This is a genomic window from Ferrovibrio terrae, assembly GCF_943371255.1.
Lineage (GTDB): Bacteria > Pseudomonadota > Alphaproteobacteria > Ferrovibrionales > Ferrovibrionaceae > Ferrovibrio > Ferrovibrio terrae_B.
The window spans coordinates 51,520-68,849 of the sequence record NZ_CALRUC010000008.1 but is presented as its reverse complement, the minus strand read 5'-3'; the positions used below and the strand labels follow the sequence as shown (position 1 = coordinate 68,849).

Below are 17,330 nucleotides of genomic sequence, written 5' to 3'. Positions count from 1 at the left end.
TGCGTCATCGCGGCGAAGACCAGATAGCCGCCCGAGGTGTGCAGCACACCCTTCGGCTTGCCGGTCGAGCCCGAGGTGTAGAGAATGAACAGCGGGTCTTCCGCTCCCATCGGCTCCGGCGCGCAGGTCGCCGGCACCTTGGCGGCTTCGTCATGCAGCCAGACATCGCGACCGGCCATCATGTCGATCTTGCCGCCGGTGTGTTTGACCACCAGCACCGTTTTCACATTCGGGCAGGTCTTCAGCGCCGCATCGGCATTGGCCTTGAGCGGCACGCCGCGGCCACCGCGCAGGCCCTCGTCGGCGGTGATCAGGAACTGGCTGTCGCAATCCTGGATACGGTTGGCCAGACTGTCGGGCGAGAAACCGCCGAACACCACCGAATGCACCGCGCCGATGCGCGCGCAGGCCAGCATCGCATAGGCCGCCGCCGGGATCATCGGCAGGTAGATGGTGACGCGGTCACCCTTCTTGACGCCCTTGGCCTTCATGATGTTGGCCATGCGGCAGACTTCGTCGTGAAGCTGCTGGTAGGTGATATTCTCGGATTTGTTCGGATCGTCGCCTTCCCAGATGATTGCGGTCTGGCTGGCGCGCTTGGCGAGATGACGGTCGATGCAATTGGCCGAGACGTTCAGCACGCCATCGCCGAACCAGCGGATATGCAAATCCTTCTTGTCGAAGGAGACATCCTTCACCTGGGTGAAAGGCTTGATCCAGTCGACACGCTTGCCCTGCTCGCCCCAGAAACCGGCCGGGTCTTTCACCGACTGCTCGTACATGGCCTTGTATTTGCCGGCATCGGCCCAGGCGCGCTTGGCCCAGTCGGCGGCCACGGGGAACAGTTCGTTATCAGCCATGGTGCGGCTCCCTTCATGCTCTTCCGGCCGGTCGAGGTGTTTCAACCTGCTGGCCGGCGGCGTTTCCTCAGTCGGACGGGATGATGCCCGCTGACGTGGAACGGGACAAGGCGGGCTGCCCCGGCTTTCGACCAAAGCATAGCCCGATCAAGGCCTAAGTCTAAGGATCAGAGGTCGTTGGCGACGCTGCTGCCGGCCGCTGCGGGCAATCCCGCGATGGTGGTTTCCAGACCCTGCATCAGGCCCTGGAACTGTGCCCCCAGCGCCGCCTGCGCTTCATCCTGCGCCGCACGCCACAGCGCCACGCCGGCGCGATAGGCAGCCCGGCCCTCGCGGGTGGCCCGGACCAGCTTGGCGCGACCCTGGCCGGCCGGCGCCACCTCGACCAGGCCGGCGGCAATCATCGGCTTCAGGTTGCGGCTCAAGGTGCTGCGATCCAGATCCAGCGCCGCGGCCAGTTCGGTGATGCTGGGCGGTCGGCCATTCTGCTTCTCGCAGGCCGCTGCCATGCCGACCAGGCTGTATTGCGGCAGGCCCAGCCCGATCGGGGCCAGACGGCTGGTGTAGAGCGCGCTGGCCCGGCGGGCGGCGGCACGCAGCTGGAAGCACAGGCAAAGCTCGCGACCATCGGGCATCGGCGGCGGCAGGGTGAACATTTCCCCGGCTGCTGGCGGGGCGGAAGACGGGGCTTGCGGAAGTCTGCTCATAACGTGTATATACACGATATACGGCAGCCCGACAAGCCATCCTCCCGGTTTCCACCGGATCGCCGGCGCCACCGTCACTTCCGGCCTCCCCCTTTTTGACTGCCGGCCCAGAAACCGCCCGAGACAGGACCCCGCCATGTCTGCCGCCCCGCTTCCGACCGCCGCACCCGCCCGCTCCGCCGATCTGCATCCGCCCCAGGGCGGTCGCTATGCGCCGATCCCGCTGGAGACTTTGCGCGAACTGGCAGGCATCGACCTGTTCCGCAAGCTCATGAGCGGTGAACTGCCCGGCGCACCGATCGCCGAATTGATGAACATGTGGATTCATGAAGCCGAACCGGGCCGCATCGTGTTTGCCGGCCGGCCGGACCTGCAGCACTATAATCCGATCGGCAGCGTGCATGGCGGCTATGCCGGTACCATGCTGGACAGCTGCATGTCCTGCGCCGTGCAGTCGATGCTGCCCAAGGGCACGGGCTACACCACGCTGGAATACAAGGTCAGCCTGGTGCGTGCGATCTCGCACAAGACCGGCACGGTCTATGCCGAGGGCACCGTCATCCAGGTGGGCAGCCGCGTCGGCACGGCGGAAGGCCGTATTGTCGATGCCGCCGGCAAGGTTCTGGCCACCGGCACCACCACCTGCCTGATCTTTCCGATCTAAAATTTGGCCGACCCGAGCTTCAGCGCCGCCAGACCGGCTTGCGCAGCTCGGCCCAGACATCGGCCCGTGTCAGGCCCAGGTCTTTCAGCGCGGCATCGCTCAATTCGACAAGCTGGTCGCGTTCGCGTAGCCGCCGCTGCGCGGCGACAATCTGAAGGATGATTGTCGTCAGCAGACCTTGCGGCTTCTGCAGCTGGTCTGCGGTTGCGCCCTGGTCGCGTGCAATGGCGATCATGGGCTGAGACACGATGATCTGAGGCATGGCGAGGCTCCTTTTTTATGATTCGGTATCGCAGTCCTATCCGACGGCGATGACGCTGCAGTGACGATAAACCGACACACTGACATCTGATGTCACCAGCATGCGCCGCCAGGCTTCGTATCGCCACGCGCAACGCTACGGCCACGGCCGAACTGTTGCAGATGGACGACAGCAGATGGCCGGCCTAGAGTCGCACCATGAGCAGCAACGATCCCCATGTGGCAAAAATCGCCGCCCTGATTGGCGATCCCGCACGCGCCAATATCCTGAAGGCGCTGATGGATGGCCGCGCCCGCACCGCCAAGGAGCTGGCGCAGATCGCCGGTGTCTCGCCGCAGACCACCAGCGGCCATCTGGCCAAGCTCTCCGATGGCGGCCTGCTCGGCCTGGCGAAGCAGGGGCGGCATCGCTACTTCCATCTGGCCAATGCGCAGGTCGCAACCGCGATCGAGAGCCTGATGGCCCTGGCCGGCGAACGGGCAATGCCGAAGCATCACCACCACACCCGCGTGGCCGGCGCATTGCGCGCCGCACGCACCTGCTATGACCATATCGCGGGCAAGCTTGGCGTCTGCCTGTTCGACCAGCTGATCGCGCGCGGGTGCCTGCTTCCCAGCGGAGAAGATGAATTCGTGGTAACAGCGGCCGGCCGGCAGCTGTTCACCGCCATCCAGATCGATGTGGATGCAATCGCGCAGGGAAAGCGCCGCTTCGCCCGGGCCTGCCTGGACTGGAGCGAGCGCAGCCCGCATCTGGCCGGCAGCCTGGGCGCGGCCCTTGCCGACCGCTGCTTCGATCTCGGCTGGCTGGAACGGCGCCGCGACAGCCGCGCGGTGACGCTGACCCGGGCCGGCGAGGCCGGGCTGGCCAAGCTGTTCGACCTCGGCCCGGATCAGCTTGCCGCCGCCATGGCCGAGGCACATTAAGGCCGGAAACTGTTGTAACCGCCTGTTCTGTTGGCTATCTTCCGCCCGAACGCCCATACGGCGCGCGGGTGTAGCTCAATGGTAGAGCAGAAGCTTCCCAAGCTTACGACGGGGGTTCGATTCCCCTCACCCGCTCCAGGACTTAGCTGATCAAGCGATTGGCAGAGCTTACGACGCCGCCTTCTTGCTTCTTGTCCCTTAAAAAATCAAACGCCAAGCAAGCAAAGCTATGCCGTTTGGGACAATCTGGGAGACTACAAAAAAATCCGGCACTTCCAAGAGTGGCGCTTACACAAACACCGGACATCGGCAGTCGAATATTCACATCTCCCTGACGAAATCCGCCGCGCGGGCCCCGGCGTGATACGGAGCATCTATGTCACCAAGGACGTCGTACCCGGCTTCACGCTGCGTGCCGCGAATGGTGGCGACCGGACCGAGCCGGAGATTTTCATTTTGCGCGGCCGGGTTGGACCTGCCAAGCAAACGGTCCGAGATTAGCACCCGGCACTGGGCTGCCGAGTCTTGGGGCAAAGGCTAATTAGATGTTTCTTCGGGCCAAGTGTCGACCGGCGATATAGCCGAAGGTCAAGGCCGGACCAAGCGTGATACCCGCGCCCGGATAGTTACCGCCCATGACGCTGGCAGCATCATTGCCAACCGCATACAGACCCGGGACGATATTCCCGGCCTGATCGACAACCTGTGCTGCGCTGTTGGTCGTGATGCCCGCGAAAGTGCCCAGATCACCCATATAGATTTTCAGGGCGTAGAAGGGGCCGCGCTCGATTGGCGCAAAGCAGGCGTTGCGCAGATTGCTGGCGTCGCCCAGATACCGGTTATACGAGGTTGAGCCCTTGCCGAATTCCGTATCCGTCCCGAGCTTCGCATCGGTGTTCACCCTGATCACCGTCTCCGTCAGCACGGCCGGGTCCATATCGAGCTTTTGCGCCAGCTGCGCGATCGTTTTTCCCTGCACAAGATAACCAGACCAGAGATGCTGCCGGTACGGCACCGGGAAGGGCTTGGCGAATCCAAGGCCATATCTGCGAAGCGTCTGATGATCACAGATCAGATAGGCCGAAACCTCAACCTCGCCCTTGCATGTCGCCTGCATCGCCTGGCCAAAATCGTGATACGAGTTCGCCTCATTGACAAAGCGACGGCCCTGATGGTTCACCGCGATGATGCCCGGCTTGTAGCGGTCGATCAGATGCGGAAATACGCCGTATGTTCCATTCCGGTATGGAACGCGCGACACTGGAATCCAGGCTGCGGCATTCGACAGGGTTATCGTGGTCTGGCCGCCGATCGCCGACGCGATGCGCCAGCCGTCGCCGGTATTTCCGGGGGGTGCCGGGGACCAGTGTTCAGCGCCGGTCGGTGCGTGCGGGAACAGCAGCTTGCGCAGAGTCGGATCCTGTGGAAAACCGCCCGTGGCCAGCACGACCCCGCGACGCGCCATCAGTCTGATCTGCCTGCCACCAAAGGTGACTTCAACCCCAGTCACGGCATCGCCATCCAAAATCACGGCATCTATCGGACAATCGGTGACGATAGGGACGTTCAGGTCGAACAGGGTCTTTGCCAGCCTGGCCGCCAGCGCATTACCATTGGTCAGACGCATGGCACGGCCGTAGCGTAGCATCTCGTAGGCATGCTTGCTGAGCCGCTTGACCACATAGATGGCGGATTTCAGTGATCGCGTGACATTGAAGAAGTGCTGAATTTCCTGGCTCGCATTGAACATCATGCCGACGAAGGTGATTTCCTTCAGCGGCGGACGGAGCCGCCTGATTTCCTTTCCGAGTTCGAGGCCGGAGAATGGCGCCGCCACCACCGATCGCCCCCCGTCCACAGCACCCGGCACTGCCGGATGATAATCCGGAAACGCCATCAGCGGGTCGAACCTAACTGCCGTTTTGTCCAGAAAGAACTGCGTCGCCTCCGGGGCCATGCGCAGAAAAGCGTCGACACGATCGGCATCGTAACTGGCAGAAGTTTCGTGCTTCAGGTAAGTGCGGGCACCTTCAATACTATCTGAAAATCCCATGGCCTTTGAGATCGGATTTCCCGGCAGCCACAGCACACCGCCGGACCGCGCCGTGGTACCGCCGAACAGCGGCTCCTTTTCGATCACGATGACATCGAGGCCAAGCTTCGCGGCGGTCACAGCCGCAGACATGCCGCCAGCGCCCGAGCCGGCGACAATGACGTCGTACTCGGTTTTCTCCAAAGCCCCTTTCGTCACTTAAGTTCCTGCCCCTTGAACTTGCCGGTCAGGAACTTGTTCGGCTTCAGGAAGAAGGAAATGACGAGCGCGCCGTTGGGCGACCGCGCCAGATGCCGGTTGCCTTTCGGGCGCCAGACATAGTCGCCTTCGCGACATTCGCCCTCGTCATCAACGATGCTGCCACTCAGGACATAGGTCTGCTCGATCTCGACATGCTCGTGGAGCGGCAGCTCCGTACCAGGCTCCCAGCGAAACAACGCGGTGAGAAGTCCGGTTTCCTTGTCTTCCAGCAGAATCTTCATGTCGATGCCGGGGGTCGGCGTCGGTTTCCACGGAAGCTGTTCGACAGCGACATAACGGGATGCAAGTCGAGCCAGCTTCTCTTCGCCTTCCAGGAACGGTGTATTTGCCATTTGGATCTCCGGTCGAATGATTACTTCAGCATCAACAGGGCAGCTTCCCTGGCGGTCTGGCCGATACGGACGCCCTTCGCCATGGCATGCTTGTTGGCCGCGCTGATGATGCCATCGAAATAGGTGCTCTGGCCGTCGCCCATGCGGGCCGTCAACGCGTCGACCGAGGCACCGACGATGCCATCTTCCTCGATCGCCTCCAGCGCCGATATGCCGGAATCGTTCTTGCCGATGCCGCCATCAGAACAGATAAAAGCCCAGGGCCGGTGATTACGGAAATATTCGATGACACTGCGGCCGGTATGGCCTGCGGTGCAAAGCACATTGCGGTCCTTGTCTTCAGGTAGAGCAAAAGCGATTGAGTCGGTGCAGACGATGCTGCGGCCCTCCTCGTTGGTATGGACTACGAGACGGCGGGCAGTATCGAATTCCTTCGGGGTCCTTGACCCCGTCAGAATGGCTTCGACGGCTTCTTTGACCGTCATACCCGGGGCCAAGCCCAGTCGCTGCGCCTGATCGTTGACCCGGCTGATGATGCCGTTCTCGTACTGGTCGGTACCGTTCCCCATCTCGGCCGTCATGGTATCGACGGCGGCGGCAGGAACGTTCAGGGCTTCGTAATACCAGAGGCCTGCAATTCCGGCACCGTCCTTGCCGATAGCACAATCGAGACCGATAGCTGCCATCGGTTTTGCCGACATCACCATGCGGGCGCAGAGCACGCCGGCATAGGAGGCCGCAACGATCACCGAACCCGGCTTCGGATTTTTCGCGGCGACATAGGCTTCCACATGCGTGGCCGAATCGAAGACGTAGGTCGTCCCCTGGGGGTGATCGATGACTTGGGGGAGATGCAAGGCGGCCATTTTTTGTTTCCTGTTGTCTCTACGAGCCGTGGTCCGGCTTATTGCAGCAGCAGATGAAGGCCTGTGGCGGTGAAGCCGCCGTCCACAACGATGGCTTCACCGGTGATGTAGCTGGCGCCGTCGCCCGCCAGGAACAATGCGACCTTGGCGATGTCTTCGGGCATGCCGACACGGCCGAGCGCCGTCTTCCTGTTGCGGATCTTGATGGTTTCCGGACTGTAGAATGGTTCGGTCATCGCGGTGCGGATCATGCCTGGGCAGATGGCGTTGACGCGGATGCCATACTGACCCCATTCCACGGCAAGCTGTTTCGTCAGGGAAATGACGGCCGCTTTTGATGGGCCATAGGCAATTGCGCCCGTTTGTGGCACGAGCGCCGCAATCGATGCGATATTCACAATGGCAGCGTCACTGGCGACTTTCAGGTTATTGAAAAGAACTGCACAGAGCTGGAACATGCCGGTCAGGTTAACCTTGAGCATCAGCTCCCAGTCCGCGAGGGAAGCTTCCTCGGTTTTAGCGCGACGGATGATACCTGCGGCGTTGATCAGAGTATGCAGCGGCCTGTCGCCAATGGATTGGGCGACGGCGGCGCGGATCGCCTTCTCGTCCCCGATATCGCACTTGATATACGTGATGGCGGAGTCGGTGCTCTCGGGCGGCGGATTAATATCGAAGATCCAGACATTCGCACCGGCAGCGTGGAAGCGCCGGGCCGTTTCCAGCCCGATGCCACTGCTGCCACCGGTTACGATCACCGACCTCTCCGGGAATGGCGCGCTGGCTGACCGAGCATTCATTATTTCCATCCCATTCTTTGGCGGCTTTACGCCGTTCCGTTGTCACCGAATAGGTGAGAAGGCCGTCGGCACCAGTATTCTGTTCGACATCCTGTCGATCAGCGGAGTCACGGCCGCAACGTAGTCGCGCCACTCCTTCTCCTGCATCAGGAGAGACCGGCGCCGCGTACGCTCTTCCAGGCTGTCATAGCCCCACATGTGCATGGCGACGTTCAGCTCGCCGATTTCAGACAGGAAATAGCCAATCAGATTGCCCAGGATGCGCGTCTGGATCTCCAGGCCGCGCTGCTGGTAGAGCGCCATAAACTCCCCGGCTTTGCCGGGCTTTAGGGTGTAATTGCGCTCTTCAACAATCATTCAAATGCTCCAATCCGCCAGTGGCTTTGCGGCGGCCACAGTGACTTCACCGATGCAGCCCGACGCTCAGGCGTAACGACTTTATACTAACGTACGTTTGTTTTATCGTAAAGCGGAATGCGCCCGCGTGGAGACGACGGAAAATCACCAGGCCGTTCGGCGACGGGCGACGGCTCGCTTGTATTGGATCGGCCAGTTGGCCTCGACGCCGAGCTCTTCGGCGGCATGATTCGCCCAATAGGGATTGCGCAGCGTGGCGCGTGCCAGGAAGACAAGGTCCGCGTCGCCCACGGCAACGATCTGCTCGGCCTGGGCCGGATCGGTGATCATCCCGACTGCACCGGTGGGAATACCCGCCTCCGCGCGTATGCCGCGCGCGACCGGCACCTGATAACCGGGGCCGATAGGGGTTTTCTCACCCGGCACAACAGCGCCGGTCGAGCAATCGATCAGATCGGCTCCCGCCGCCCTGAACCATTTGGCCAATTGCACCGACTGCGCCATGTCGAGACCGCCATCGACCCAGTCGATCGCGGAGACGCGAACGAACAGCAGCCTGTCATCCCCGAGCGCTGCGCGGACAGCCTTGATGACCTCCAGCGGCCACTTCGCCCGTCCCGCCAAGTCGCCGCCATATTCGTCGCCACGGGTATTCGACAACGGCGAGAGAAATTCGTGCAGCAGATAGCCATGCGCCATATGCAGCTCAATCACGTCGAAACCGGCATTTACGGCGAACCCTGTCGACGTAACGAACAGATCCGTCATCTCCCGCAGCTGCGCTGCGGTCATTTCATAAGGAACCTGCCAGTCCTTGTCGAATGACAATGCACTCGGCCCCGGGATCGGCCATGCACTGCCGTCGGTCAGCGGACCATTCCCTTCCCAAGGCTTGAAACGCGCACCTTTGCGGCCGGCATGACCAAGCTGGATTCCGGCCTTGGCGCCGTGTTCGTGAATGAAGTCGACAATCGGCTTCAATGCATCGGCATGCGCCTGACTCCACAGCCCAAGATCGCCGGGCGTGATGCGGCCTTCCGGGCAGATGCCCGTCGCTTCGGCGATGATCAGACCGGCGCCACCGATCGCACGTGAACCCAGATGGACCATATGCCAGTTGGTGGCTAGCCCGTCGGTCGACGAATACTGGCACATGGGTGACACCACAATTCGGTTGCGAAGCGTGACACCACGCAGCGTGAAAGACTCAAACAAACGGCTCATCGTGTTTCCCCGGCATTCTGTTTCTTAACCAGCTTCAGCGGACGCCACTCAAAGCAGCGTATAGCCGCCATCTACCACGAGCGTGTGGCCCACGACAAAGGACGCCGCATCGGACGCCAGCCACATTACGGATTCCGCTATTTCTTCAGGACGCGCCAGCCGACCGATCGGGCAGGATGCCTTGTAGCGCGCTTCGGCTGCTTCTCGACTACCCTCCAAGGCCGCCATCAGCGGCGTATCCACGCCGCCGGGCGCGACGGCGTTGACACGAATCCCATCGCGGATGGCTTCCAGCGCCAGCGTCTTGGTCAGGCCAATGATGGCGTGTTTGGAAGCCGTGTAATGTGCAGCGCCCGGCGCGGTCACAGATCCGAAGATGGAGGCGATATTGACTATGCTGCCGCATTTGTGCGACCGCATCGCCTTCATCTCAGCGCGGACGGCAAGGAACACGCCCGTGACGTTCAGATCCATAACCCGACGCCATTCATCTGTCGGCATATCCACGATGTCGACGCGTGCACCACGGATTCCTGCATTGTTGAATGCGCAGTCAATCCGTCCGTACTCTTTGACGACAGCGTCAATGGCCGTTTCAACGGCCATTTCGCTGCTCATATCCACCGCAAACGCCGAAGCCCTCCCCCCCGCACGCTCGATTTCCACCTTGGTCTCCTGAGCCGCGGACCCGTTGATATCAAGCAGCGCGACGGCGGCGCCCTCGCGGGCAAATCCGACGGCAGCGGCACGACCGATGCCGGCACCGGCACCGCTCACCACAACGACTTTCTCAGAAAAGCGGGCCCGGCCGGACATGGCTCAGGCCGATTTCTTCAGCCGCGCCATCGTCTGTTTGGCGATATATTCCATTTCTGCGCCGGCGCTGTCGAAACCCTGCGGCTTCGACATATCGGTTATGTTTGCCCACTCACCCGCAATCATCTCGGGGGTCAGGTCCTTGCTGGTGTCGAAGAACACGCCGGGACTGCTCATGACCTGAACCCGGGCGACGTAGCCGGCCGAAGCAGAAATGGTGTGGCCGGATACGTTGCATTGTTCGCTGGCCAGATAGGCCACGGCAGCCGAGACGAATTCCGGCTTGAACAGCGGAAGCATCTCGGCCGGCATCACATTTTCGGTCATGCGGGTGGCAGCCATCGGGGCGATGGTATTGACGAGAATGCCGTACTTGGCCGCCTCAATGCGGACTACGTTCATAAGGCCGATGACGCCAGCTTTGGCAGCCCCATAATTCGACTGGCCGAAGTTTCCGAACAGACCTGCATTCGAGGTCGTCATGATGATGCGGCCATAGTTGTTCTTCTGCATGACCGGCAGCGCCGCGCGCGTGCAGAAAGCCGCACCAAAAAGATGAACCCGCGTCACTGTTTCGTAGTCGGCCGGATCCATCTTCGCCAAAGTCTTGTCGCGCAGAATGCCGGCGTTGTTGATCAGGATATCGAGGCGGCCGAATGCATCCACCGCTGAAGCGACGATATTCTCGGCAGCTGCCGCATCGGCAACCGAATCATAATTCGCGACTGCCTTACCGCCCATCGCCTTGATCTCGTTTGCGACCATATCGGCCGCGCTACTGGACTGTCCCTGACCATTCAGAGAGCCGCCGAGATCGTTGACCACAACGCTGGCGCCGCGCGATGCGAGCGCCAGGGCGTGACTGCGGCCGAGTCCCGTGCCGGCACCGGTCACAATCGCTACACGGCCGTCAAAACGAATTGTCATGCTTAGAACTCCCAGGGATTATCAGCCGGCTTCGGCAAGGTTTAAGGTGTTGCGCAGATCGCGCTTCAGGACCTTGCCGCCTGAATTCCGCGGCAATGGTGTATCGAGGATGGTATAGGTCTCGGGCTGTTTGTAATCGGCCAGCCGTGCGGCGCAGTATTCAAAGAGCTTCTCAGCCATCAGGCCTTCAGTCTTCGCCGTTATGAAGGCGTGGACGCGCTCGCCCAGCACCGGGCAGGGTTTGGCAACAACAGCACTCTCCAGTACATCCGGATGCCGGTTCAGCACGCCCTCCACCTCGACGCTGTAAATCTTGTAGCCGCCGCGGTTGATGACGTCCTTGATGCGGTCGGAGATGTAGAGATACCCGTCCTCATCGAGCTTGCCGATATCGCCGGAATGCCAGAAGCCGGCGGTGAAGTTGGCCTTGTTGGCCTCGGGGTTATCCAGATAGCCCGGCACGATCATTGGGCCGCGGATCCAGATTTCACCGGTTTCACCTGCGGGCAATTCGTTGCCGTCCGGTCCGACGATCCTGATTTCGGCACAATGGACCGGCAGGCCGATGGCTGCGCGCTTGCTGGTTGGCATATCGGGTGGTGACAGAGCCACCGGCGAGCAGCACTCCGTGGCGCCATAGCCATCAATCAGGCGTAGCTGCGGCAACCGGTCGGCAAGATCCTGGATCGTCGCCATCGGCATCGGTGAACCGCCGAAATGACCCAGCCGCCAGTTCCTGAGATCGTAGGCCGAGAAATCCGGCTGCAGCAGGCACAGGTTATACATGGCCGGAACCATGACCGTATGCGTGATGCGCTCATCGGCTGCGAGCTTCAGGAAGGCCGGCGCCTTGAAGGCGCGGGACATGATGACAGCCCCGCCTACCCACAGGAACGACATGATGGCAAGCAGGCCGGTGACATGGCTGGCGGGAACGACAAGCAATGTCCGTTCCCTGCCCTGGCTGAGGCCGAGAATGAGTTCGAAGTGGATGACCGAGTGCGCGAAATTCAGATGCGTGAGCATCGCGCCTTTGGGCAGGCCGGTGGTACCGGAGGTATAAAGAAGTGTCGCAAGGGCTTCCGGATCGGTGACCTGAAATTCCGGAGACGCCGCCCCGGTTTGATCGTCCGGCCAATGAATACCGTCGTCCGAAACCGGCACAAGTGCGGACAGGTTCGGCACATCCTGCCTGTTCGGCAATTCGCCGGATAACGTCGCCTCGTATAGCAGAATGCGAGCATCGGAATGAGCCACGACATGCGCGATTTCCGGCCCCTTCAGGCGGACATCCATCGGCACGGCCACGGCACCAAGGCGCAGGATACCGAGATAGACGGAGACGAACTCGATGCGATTGGCGAGATACATCGCCACCCGCATCCCGGGGCGCACACCAAAATCCCTGAGGCGAGCCGCAACTGCACCGGCAGCCTCGGCCAGTTCGCCATAAGTCAGACGCTGCCCGTCCCCAACCAGGGCCTCGGCATCGGGATGTTTGCGGGCGGCCGATGAGAATATGCCGTAAGCGGAGTCAGAGCGCGGCCGGAAGCAGTTCACCACCCGGCCATCGAAATGGGTTTCCTGCTGAATCTGGTAGCGGGGCTGGGCCGGCCAAGCGGCTTTCGACCGGGACATCGCTTGCAGGGGCGGTGTCGGCAGAACCATGGCCGCCTGATTTTCGGTCGGGGACATCGAGCCCTTCTTATATTTACTTACGAACGCTTGTTAGTTTATATTCCGACCAACACTGAGTCAATGGAGACATCGGAAACAGAATGGCTGCGGAAAATTCCGGCAAAACACTGAGCCGCAGGGATGTCGATTTCAATCTCTTCGATGTTCTTCAGATCGACAAATTGTTGTCGCGGCCGCTCTACGCAGATCTGGACCGCGAAATCTTCAACGCCGTCCTGGACACGGCCGAGACCATCGCCGCCAGCCACTTCCAGAGCTTCTACCGGAAATCCGATCTGAACGAGCCATCGCTTGAAAACGGTGCCGTTCACACGCTGCCCGAGCTCAAGGCCGCGATTGACGCATTCACCGATGCCGGCTTCATGTCGGCGCACGCACCGGCCGATGAAGGCGGGCAGCAGCTTCCCGTCACCATCATCCAGGCGGCCTATGCCTTCTTCCAGGCCGCCAATATCGGCGCCTCCATCTACTATTTCCTGACCGTGTCTGCCGGAAACGTGATCCGCGCCTACGGTACCGATATGCAAAAGACGACGTTTCTCCGTCCCATGCTGGATGGCCGTTTCCTCGGCACGATGTGCCTGAGCGAACCACAGGCGGGTTCGGGACTGGCCGACATTCGCACGCGCGCCATGCTCCGTCCTGACGGCACCTACAGCCTCAAGGGCAGCAAGATGTGGATCTCGGCCGGCGATCACGACATTTCCGAAAATATCGTTCATCTGGTACTGGCCAGGATCGATGGTGCCCCCCCCGGCACCAAGGGCATCTCGCTGTTTATCGTGCCCAAGTTCGATGTCGGCAACGACGGCAGGCCCGGCAGGCGCAACGATGTCCGGGTCACCGGCCTGAACCACAAGATGGGCTATCGGGGCGCGGTGAACACGCTCCTGAGCTTTGGCGACAACGACGACTGCACCGCCTATCTGCTCGGCGAGCCGCATCGCGGTCTGGAATACATGTTCGTGATGATGAACGAGGCGCGTATTTCCGTGGGCCTTGGCGCCACGATGCTGGGCTATGCAGGATACCTTCACAGCCTGGACTATGCCAAGCAGCGCCCGCAGGGCCGCCTGCCCGACAACAAGGATCCGCTCTCGCCGCCCGTGCCGATTATCCAGCACGGCGATGTCCGCCGCATGCTCCTGCAGCAGAAGGTCTATGTCGAAGGTGCGCTTGCGCTTGGCCTGTATGCGGCCTGCCTGGTCGATGAAGAGCGGTCGACCGGCGATACGGCAGCACGGGAAGACGCCTCGCTGCTGCTCGAAATGCTGACTCCGATCGTCAAGGCCTGGCCGAGCGAATACTGCCTGGAGGCCAACAAACTGGCGATCCAGGTTCTGGGGGGCTACGGCTATACGCGCGACTTCCCCGAAGAGCAATATTACCGCGACAACCGCCTCAATCTCATTCATGAAGGCACCAACGGCATCCAGGCGATTGACTTCGTCGGCCGCAAATTGCGCATGAAGGGTGCCGCCGGGATCGAATTACTGGGCCGGCGGATGCAATCCGATATCACTGCAGCTGAAGCCGTCGGGCTTACGGAATTCGCAGTCCAGCTGGGTAATGACCGGGACCGCGTTTTCGATGCAACGCGCGCCAATTTCAAGCACGCCGTGCCAGGCAAGATGGGAACCTATCTCGTCAACTCTTCCAGCTACCTGGACATGTACGGGCATCTGGTCGTGGGCTGGATGTGGCTGCGTCAGGCTGCCGCGGCCAAGCGCATGCTGGATGCCGGCTGCGGCGGTGACACCGAAGCTTTTATGCGCGGCAAGCTGGCGGCCTGCCAGTATTTCTTCCGGCACGAAATGAAACGCATCGATCACTGGCTGCCCGTCGTTGCCGCAAACGACGCGACAGTTCTCGACACTGCCCCCGACTGGCTTTGAGCCGAACCGAGACATTTCAATGTTCAGCTATGACACTGCCCTCTCGCGTCGGTTCCCGGAGCGGGAATTCTCCTACAGCGATTCCGACACCATGCTCTATGCGCTGGGTGTCGGAGTCGGCTTGATGCAGGATGACCCATACGCCACCCGCTACCTTTATGAGAAAGGTCTTCAGGCCATCCCGAGCCAGACCACAGTCGTAGCCTGGGAGGACACCTGGCTGGAGAAGATCGAACTGGATCTGACAAAGGTGGTGCATGGCGAGCAGCGGATCACACTGCATCAACCCCTGCCGACCTGCGGCCGCATTCGTTCTCAATTCAGGATCAGGGACATCTTCGACAAAGGCGCTGGAAAGGGCGCTATCATCCTGGCCGAAACCCGGTTGTTCGACGCCGCCAGCGGCACGCATATCGCCACCAACCTGTCGAGCGTCTTCGCCCGTGGCAATGGCGGCTTCGGTGGGCAGCCCGGCCCCGTCCCGCCAATGCATCCTGTGCCCGATCGTGTCGCCGACAGATTTCTTGTCAGCCAGACGACATCGAATCAGGCGGCACTCTATCGTCTGAGCGGAGACATGAACCCCCTGCATATCGACCGGGGCTTCGCTGAATCGGCTGGTTTCGACCGCCCTATCCTGCATGGCCTCTGCATTTTTGGGATGGCGACCTACGCCCTGACCTGCATGGCCTGCGAGGGTGATGCGAGCAGGATCGCACATATCGAGATGCGGTTCTCGGCCCCGTTCTTCCCGGGCGAGAGCCTGCGTACCGAAATATGGGTGGAAGCAGACCGGATTGCCTTCCGCTGCCTCGCGGAGGGCCGAGATGCCGTGGTTCTGGATCGCGGCAGCCTGATACTCAGGTAAAAGCAGGCGGACACCCATGTCAGGCCGCCCGCTTCAGTCACCTCAAATTGGCTTGAACACCGGAACCTGCGGGCCATCCTTCGACTTGGCGAAGGCGACCTGAACATTCTGGCCGATCTTTATCTGGTCGAGATCGCAATCGACAAGGTTGGTCAGTACCGTCAACCCTTCTTCCAGCGTGACATAGGCGATGGCGAACGGTTCCGGCGCGCGGCGCATCACGCTGTAGGAATAGATTTTCCCCTTGCCCGAAACCTTCTTCCAGGTGGTCTTGTCGCTCATGCAATGTGGGCAGTGCGATCGCGGATAGAAATGTGACTTGCCGCAGCTTTCGCAGCTCTTCACCAGGAATTCACCGCGCTCGGTCCCATCCCAGAAAGCCTTGGCTTCCGGTGTGATGGCCGGCGCAGGCAGAACGCGCTCAGTCATGTTAAATCCTCTCCAGAATCAGGGTTCCGCTCGCGTGCCGGCTGCCCAGCCATCCACCCATCCCCTGCGCCAGCGCCAGGTCGCAATTCTTGACCTGAACCGCCGGGTGGGCTTCACCGCGCAGCTGACGGACGGCCTCGATCACCTTCGTCATGCCGCCGCGATTGGCGGGATGGTTGTTGCACAGGCCGCCGCCATCGGTATTCACCGGCAGCTGGCCGACACCGGAAATCAGGTTGCCGTCGGCAACGAAAGCGCCGCCCTTGCCTTTCTCGCAGAAGCCGAGATCCTCGAGCTGCATCAGCACGGTGATGGTAAAGCTGTCGTAGATCGACGCGTATTTGATGTCCTTCGGCGTCACGCCGGCGGCCTCGAAGGCCTGCTTGCCGGACTGGACAGTCGAGGTATAGGTCAGATCGACCTGGCCGCCCTGGTGATGCTTGATGGCTTCACCGGCACCACGCACCGCAATCATAGGCCGCTTCAGCGTCCTGGCAACTTCCGGGCTGACGACAACCAGGGCGCCGCCGCCATCGCTGACCACGCAGCAATCCAGGCGATGCAGGGGATCGGCGATCATCGGCGATTTGAGGACGTCGTCGACCGTGACCACATCCTTCAGCATCGCATCCGGGTTGTGCTGGGCGTGATGTGATGCCGCCACCTTGATCCAGGCCAGCTGTTCGCTGGTGGTGCCGTAATCGTGCATATGCCGCATGGCGCACATGGCATACTGGTTCAGCACAATGGAGCCGTAGGGAAATTCGAATGGCAGTTCAGGCAGGTTCCAGTCCGGTGCCGGGTCGGCGCGCAAACCCGCGGCACGGGGGCGACCTGCCAGCGTGATCAGGGCCACGCTGCACTTGCCGTTGGCGATGGCCTCCATCGCGTGGCCGACATGCAGAAGATAGGCCGAACCGCCGGGATCGGAATTGTCCATATAACGCAGACGATTCAATCCGATGTATTCAGCCATCGAGAGCGGGCCGAGACCGGGCGCCTCGGTGTCGCAGAAGAAGCCGTCGACGTCATCCAGGGTCAGGCCGGCATCCCGGAGCGCCCCAATCGCCACATCCGCATGCAGTTCTGCCAGCGACTTGGTGTCGGCCTTGCGTGTCGGATGTTCGTAGGCCCCGACGATGTACGCTTTGGCTGCTTTGCTCATTCCGATACCGTTCCTCTCACGACAGTCCGCGCCGTGCCCGTCGACCACGAGCATATAGATACATACTAATGTTTGTTTGTATCGATAGAATGCGCATAATGTCAATGCGTTGATTCGCGGCCGGCACCAATCTGCAACGACTTAAGGTCGTGCACGGCTGATCTTGATTGATCGGGCGGCGGGGTTCTGCCTATACACTTTTTCGAACCGAGGAACACAC

18 protein-coding genes and 1 tRNA gene are annotated in these 17,330 nt (G+C 61.2%); 5 read left to right on the top strand and 14 right to left on the bottom strand.

What is annotated here, in order from left to right; translation table 11 throughout:
* Together AAG799_RS03570 and AAG799_RS03565 are read right to left on the bottom strand one after the other, a co-directional pair.
* Positions 1–860 (bottom strand): AMP-binding protein (locus AAG799_RS03570; RefSeq protein ID WP_341894425.1); only part of this gene is annotated, 860 nt, incomplete at its 3' end.
* A 167-nt stretch (positions 861–1,027) separates the two neighbouring features.
* A complete protein-coding gene (locus AAG799_RS03565; RefSeq protein ID WP_341894424.1) occupies positions 1,028–1,516 on the bottom strand; it encodes a MarR family winged helix-turn-helix transcriptional regulator in 489 nt (162 codons plus the stop codon).
* A gap of 187 nt (positions 1,517–1,703) precedes the next feature.
* Between AAG799_RS03565 and AAG799_RS03560 the strand changes: the two genes are divergently transcribed.
* Positions 1,704–2,231 (top strand): PaaI family thioesterase, encoded by a 528-nt coding sequence (locus AAG799_RS03560; RefSeq protein ID WP_341894423.1) that lies wholly within the window; start codon positions 1,704–1,706, stop codon positions 2,229–2,231.
* Between the two features lie 19 nt (positions 2,232–2,250).
* On the opposite strand, the gene AAG799_RS03555 is transcribed toward AAG799_RS03560, so the two are convergent.
* Complete coding sequence (locus tag AAG799_RS03555; RefSeq protein WP_341894422.1) at positions 2,251–2,493, bottom strand: DUF1127 domain-containing protein; 243 nt, start codon at positions 2,491–2,493, stop codon at positions 2,251–2,253.
* 197 nt (positions 2,494–2,690) lie between these two features.
* Between AAG799_RS03555 and AAG799_RS03550 the strand changes: the two genes are divergently transcribed.
* Positions 2,691–3,419 (top strand): helix-turn-helix transcriptional regulator, encoded by a 729-nt coding sequence (locus tag AAG799_RS03550; protein ID WP_341894421.1) that lies wholly within the window; start codon positions 2,691–2,693, stop codon positions 3,417–3,419.
* 64 nt (positions 3,420–3,483) lie between these two features.
* A tRNA-Gly gene (locus tag AAG799_RS03545) sits at positions 3,484–3,557 on the top strand.
* 403 nt (positions 3,558–3,960) lie between these two features.
* Here AAG799_RS03545 and AAG799_RS03540 read toward each other — a convergent pair.
* From AAG799_RS03540 to AAG799_RS03500, 9 genes are all read right to left on the bottom strand, one after another.
* Complete coding sequence (locus AAG799_RS03540; protein ID WP_341894420.1) at positions 3,961–5,670, bottom strand: FAD-dependent oxidoreductase; 1,710 nt, start codon at positions 5,668–5,670, stop codon at positions 3,961–3,963.
* Positions 5,667–6,065, bottom strand: a complete 399-nt coding sequence (locus AAG799_RS03535; protein WP_341894419.1) for a cupin domain-containing protein — start codon at positions 6,063–6,065, stop codon at positions 5,667–5,669. Before AAG799_RS03535 ends, AAG799_RS03540 begins: the two co-directional genes overlap by 4 nt.
* A 20-nt stretch (positions 6,066–6,085) precedes the next feature.
* Positions 6,086–6,931 (bottom strand): hypothetical protein, encoded by an 846-nt coding sequence (locus tag AAG799_RS03530; protein WP_341894418.1) that lies wholly within the window; start codon positions 6,929–6,931, stop codon positions 6,086–6,088.
* Positions 6,932–6,969: 38 nt separating this feature from the next.
* Positions 6,970–7,689, bottom strand: a complete 720-nt coding sequence (locus AAG799_RS03525; RefSeq protein WP_341894417.1) for an SDR family oxidoreductase — start codon at positions 7,687–7,689, stop codon at positions 6,970–6,972.
* Between the two features lie 84 nt (positions 7,690–7,773).
* On the bottom strand, positions 7,774–8,088 hold the full coding sequence (locus AAG799_RS03520; RefSeq protein WP_341894416.1) for an NIPSNAP family protein: 315 nt from the start codon (positions 8,086–8,088) through the stop codon (positions 7,774–7,776).
* 144 nt (positions 8,089–8,232) lie between these two features.
* On the bottom strand, positions 8,233–9,312 hold the full coding sequence (locus AAG799_RS03515; RefSeq protein ID WP_341894415.1) for an NADH:flavin oxidoreductase/NADH oxidase: 1,080 nt from the start codon (positions 9,310–9,312) through the stop codon (positions 8,233–8,235).
* A gap of 48 nt (positions 9,313–9,360) precedes the next feature.
* Positions 9,361–10,128: an SDR family NAD(P)-dependent oxidoreductase gene (locus tag AAG799_RS03510; protein WP_341894414.1), complete on the bottom strand. Its 768-nt coding sequence runs from the start codon at positions 10,126–10,128 to the stop codon at positions 9,361–9,363.
* A gap of 3 nt (positions 10,129–10,131) precedes the next feature.
* Positions 10,132–11,055 (bottom strand): SDR family oxidoreductase, encoded by a 924-nt coding sequence (locus AAG799_RS03505; protein WP_341894413.1) that lies wholly within the window; start codon positions 11,053–11,055, stop codon positions 10,132–10,134.
* A gap of 21 nt (positions 11,056–11,076) precedes the next feature.
* On the bottom strand, positions 11,077–12,750 hold the full coding sequence (locus AAG799_RS03500; RefSeq protein WP_341894412.1) for a class I adenylate-forming enzyme family protein: 1,674 nt from the start codon (positions 12,748–12,750) through the stop codon (positions 11,077–11,079).
* 83 nt (positions 12,751–12,833) lie between these two features.
* On the opposite strand from AAG799_RS03500, the gene AAG799_RS03495 reads away from it, so the two are divergent.
* Together AAG799_RS03495 and AAG799_RS03490 are read left to right on the top strand one after the other, a co-directional pair.
* Positions 12,834–14,648 (top strand): acyl-CoA dehydrogenase, encoded by a 1,815-nt coding sequence (locus AAG799_RS03495; RefSeq protein WP_341894411.1) that lies wholly within the window; start codon positions 12,834–12,836, stop codon positions 14,646–14,648.
* 19 nt (positions 14,649–14,667) lie between these two features.
* Positions 14,668–15,516 (top strand): MaoC/PaaZ C-terminal domain-containing protein, encoded by an 849-nt coding sequence (locus AAG799_RS03490; protein WP_341894410.1) that lies wholly within the window; start codon positions 14,668–14,670, stop codon positions 15,514–15,516.
* Positions 15,517–15,558: 42 nt separating this feature from the next.
* Here the strand turns inward: AAG799_RS03490 and AAG799_RS03485 are convergent, their stop codons facing one another.
* Together AAG799_RS03485 and AAG799_RS03480 are read right to left on the bottom strand one after the other, a co-directional pair.
* Complete coding sequence (locus AAG799_RS03485; RefSeq protein ID WP_341894409.1) at positions 15,559–15,945, bottom strand: Zn-ribbon domain-containing OB-fold protein; 387 nt, start codon at positions 15,943–15,945, stop codon at positions 15,559–15,561.
* Between the two features lies 1 nt (position 15,946).
* Entirely contained in the window at positions 15,947–17,164 is a 1,218-nt protein-coding gene (locus tag AAG799_RS03480; RefSeq protein WP_341894408.1) for a thiolase domain-containing protein, read from the bottom strand.
* Positions 17,165–17,330: the final 166 nt, after the last annotated feature.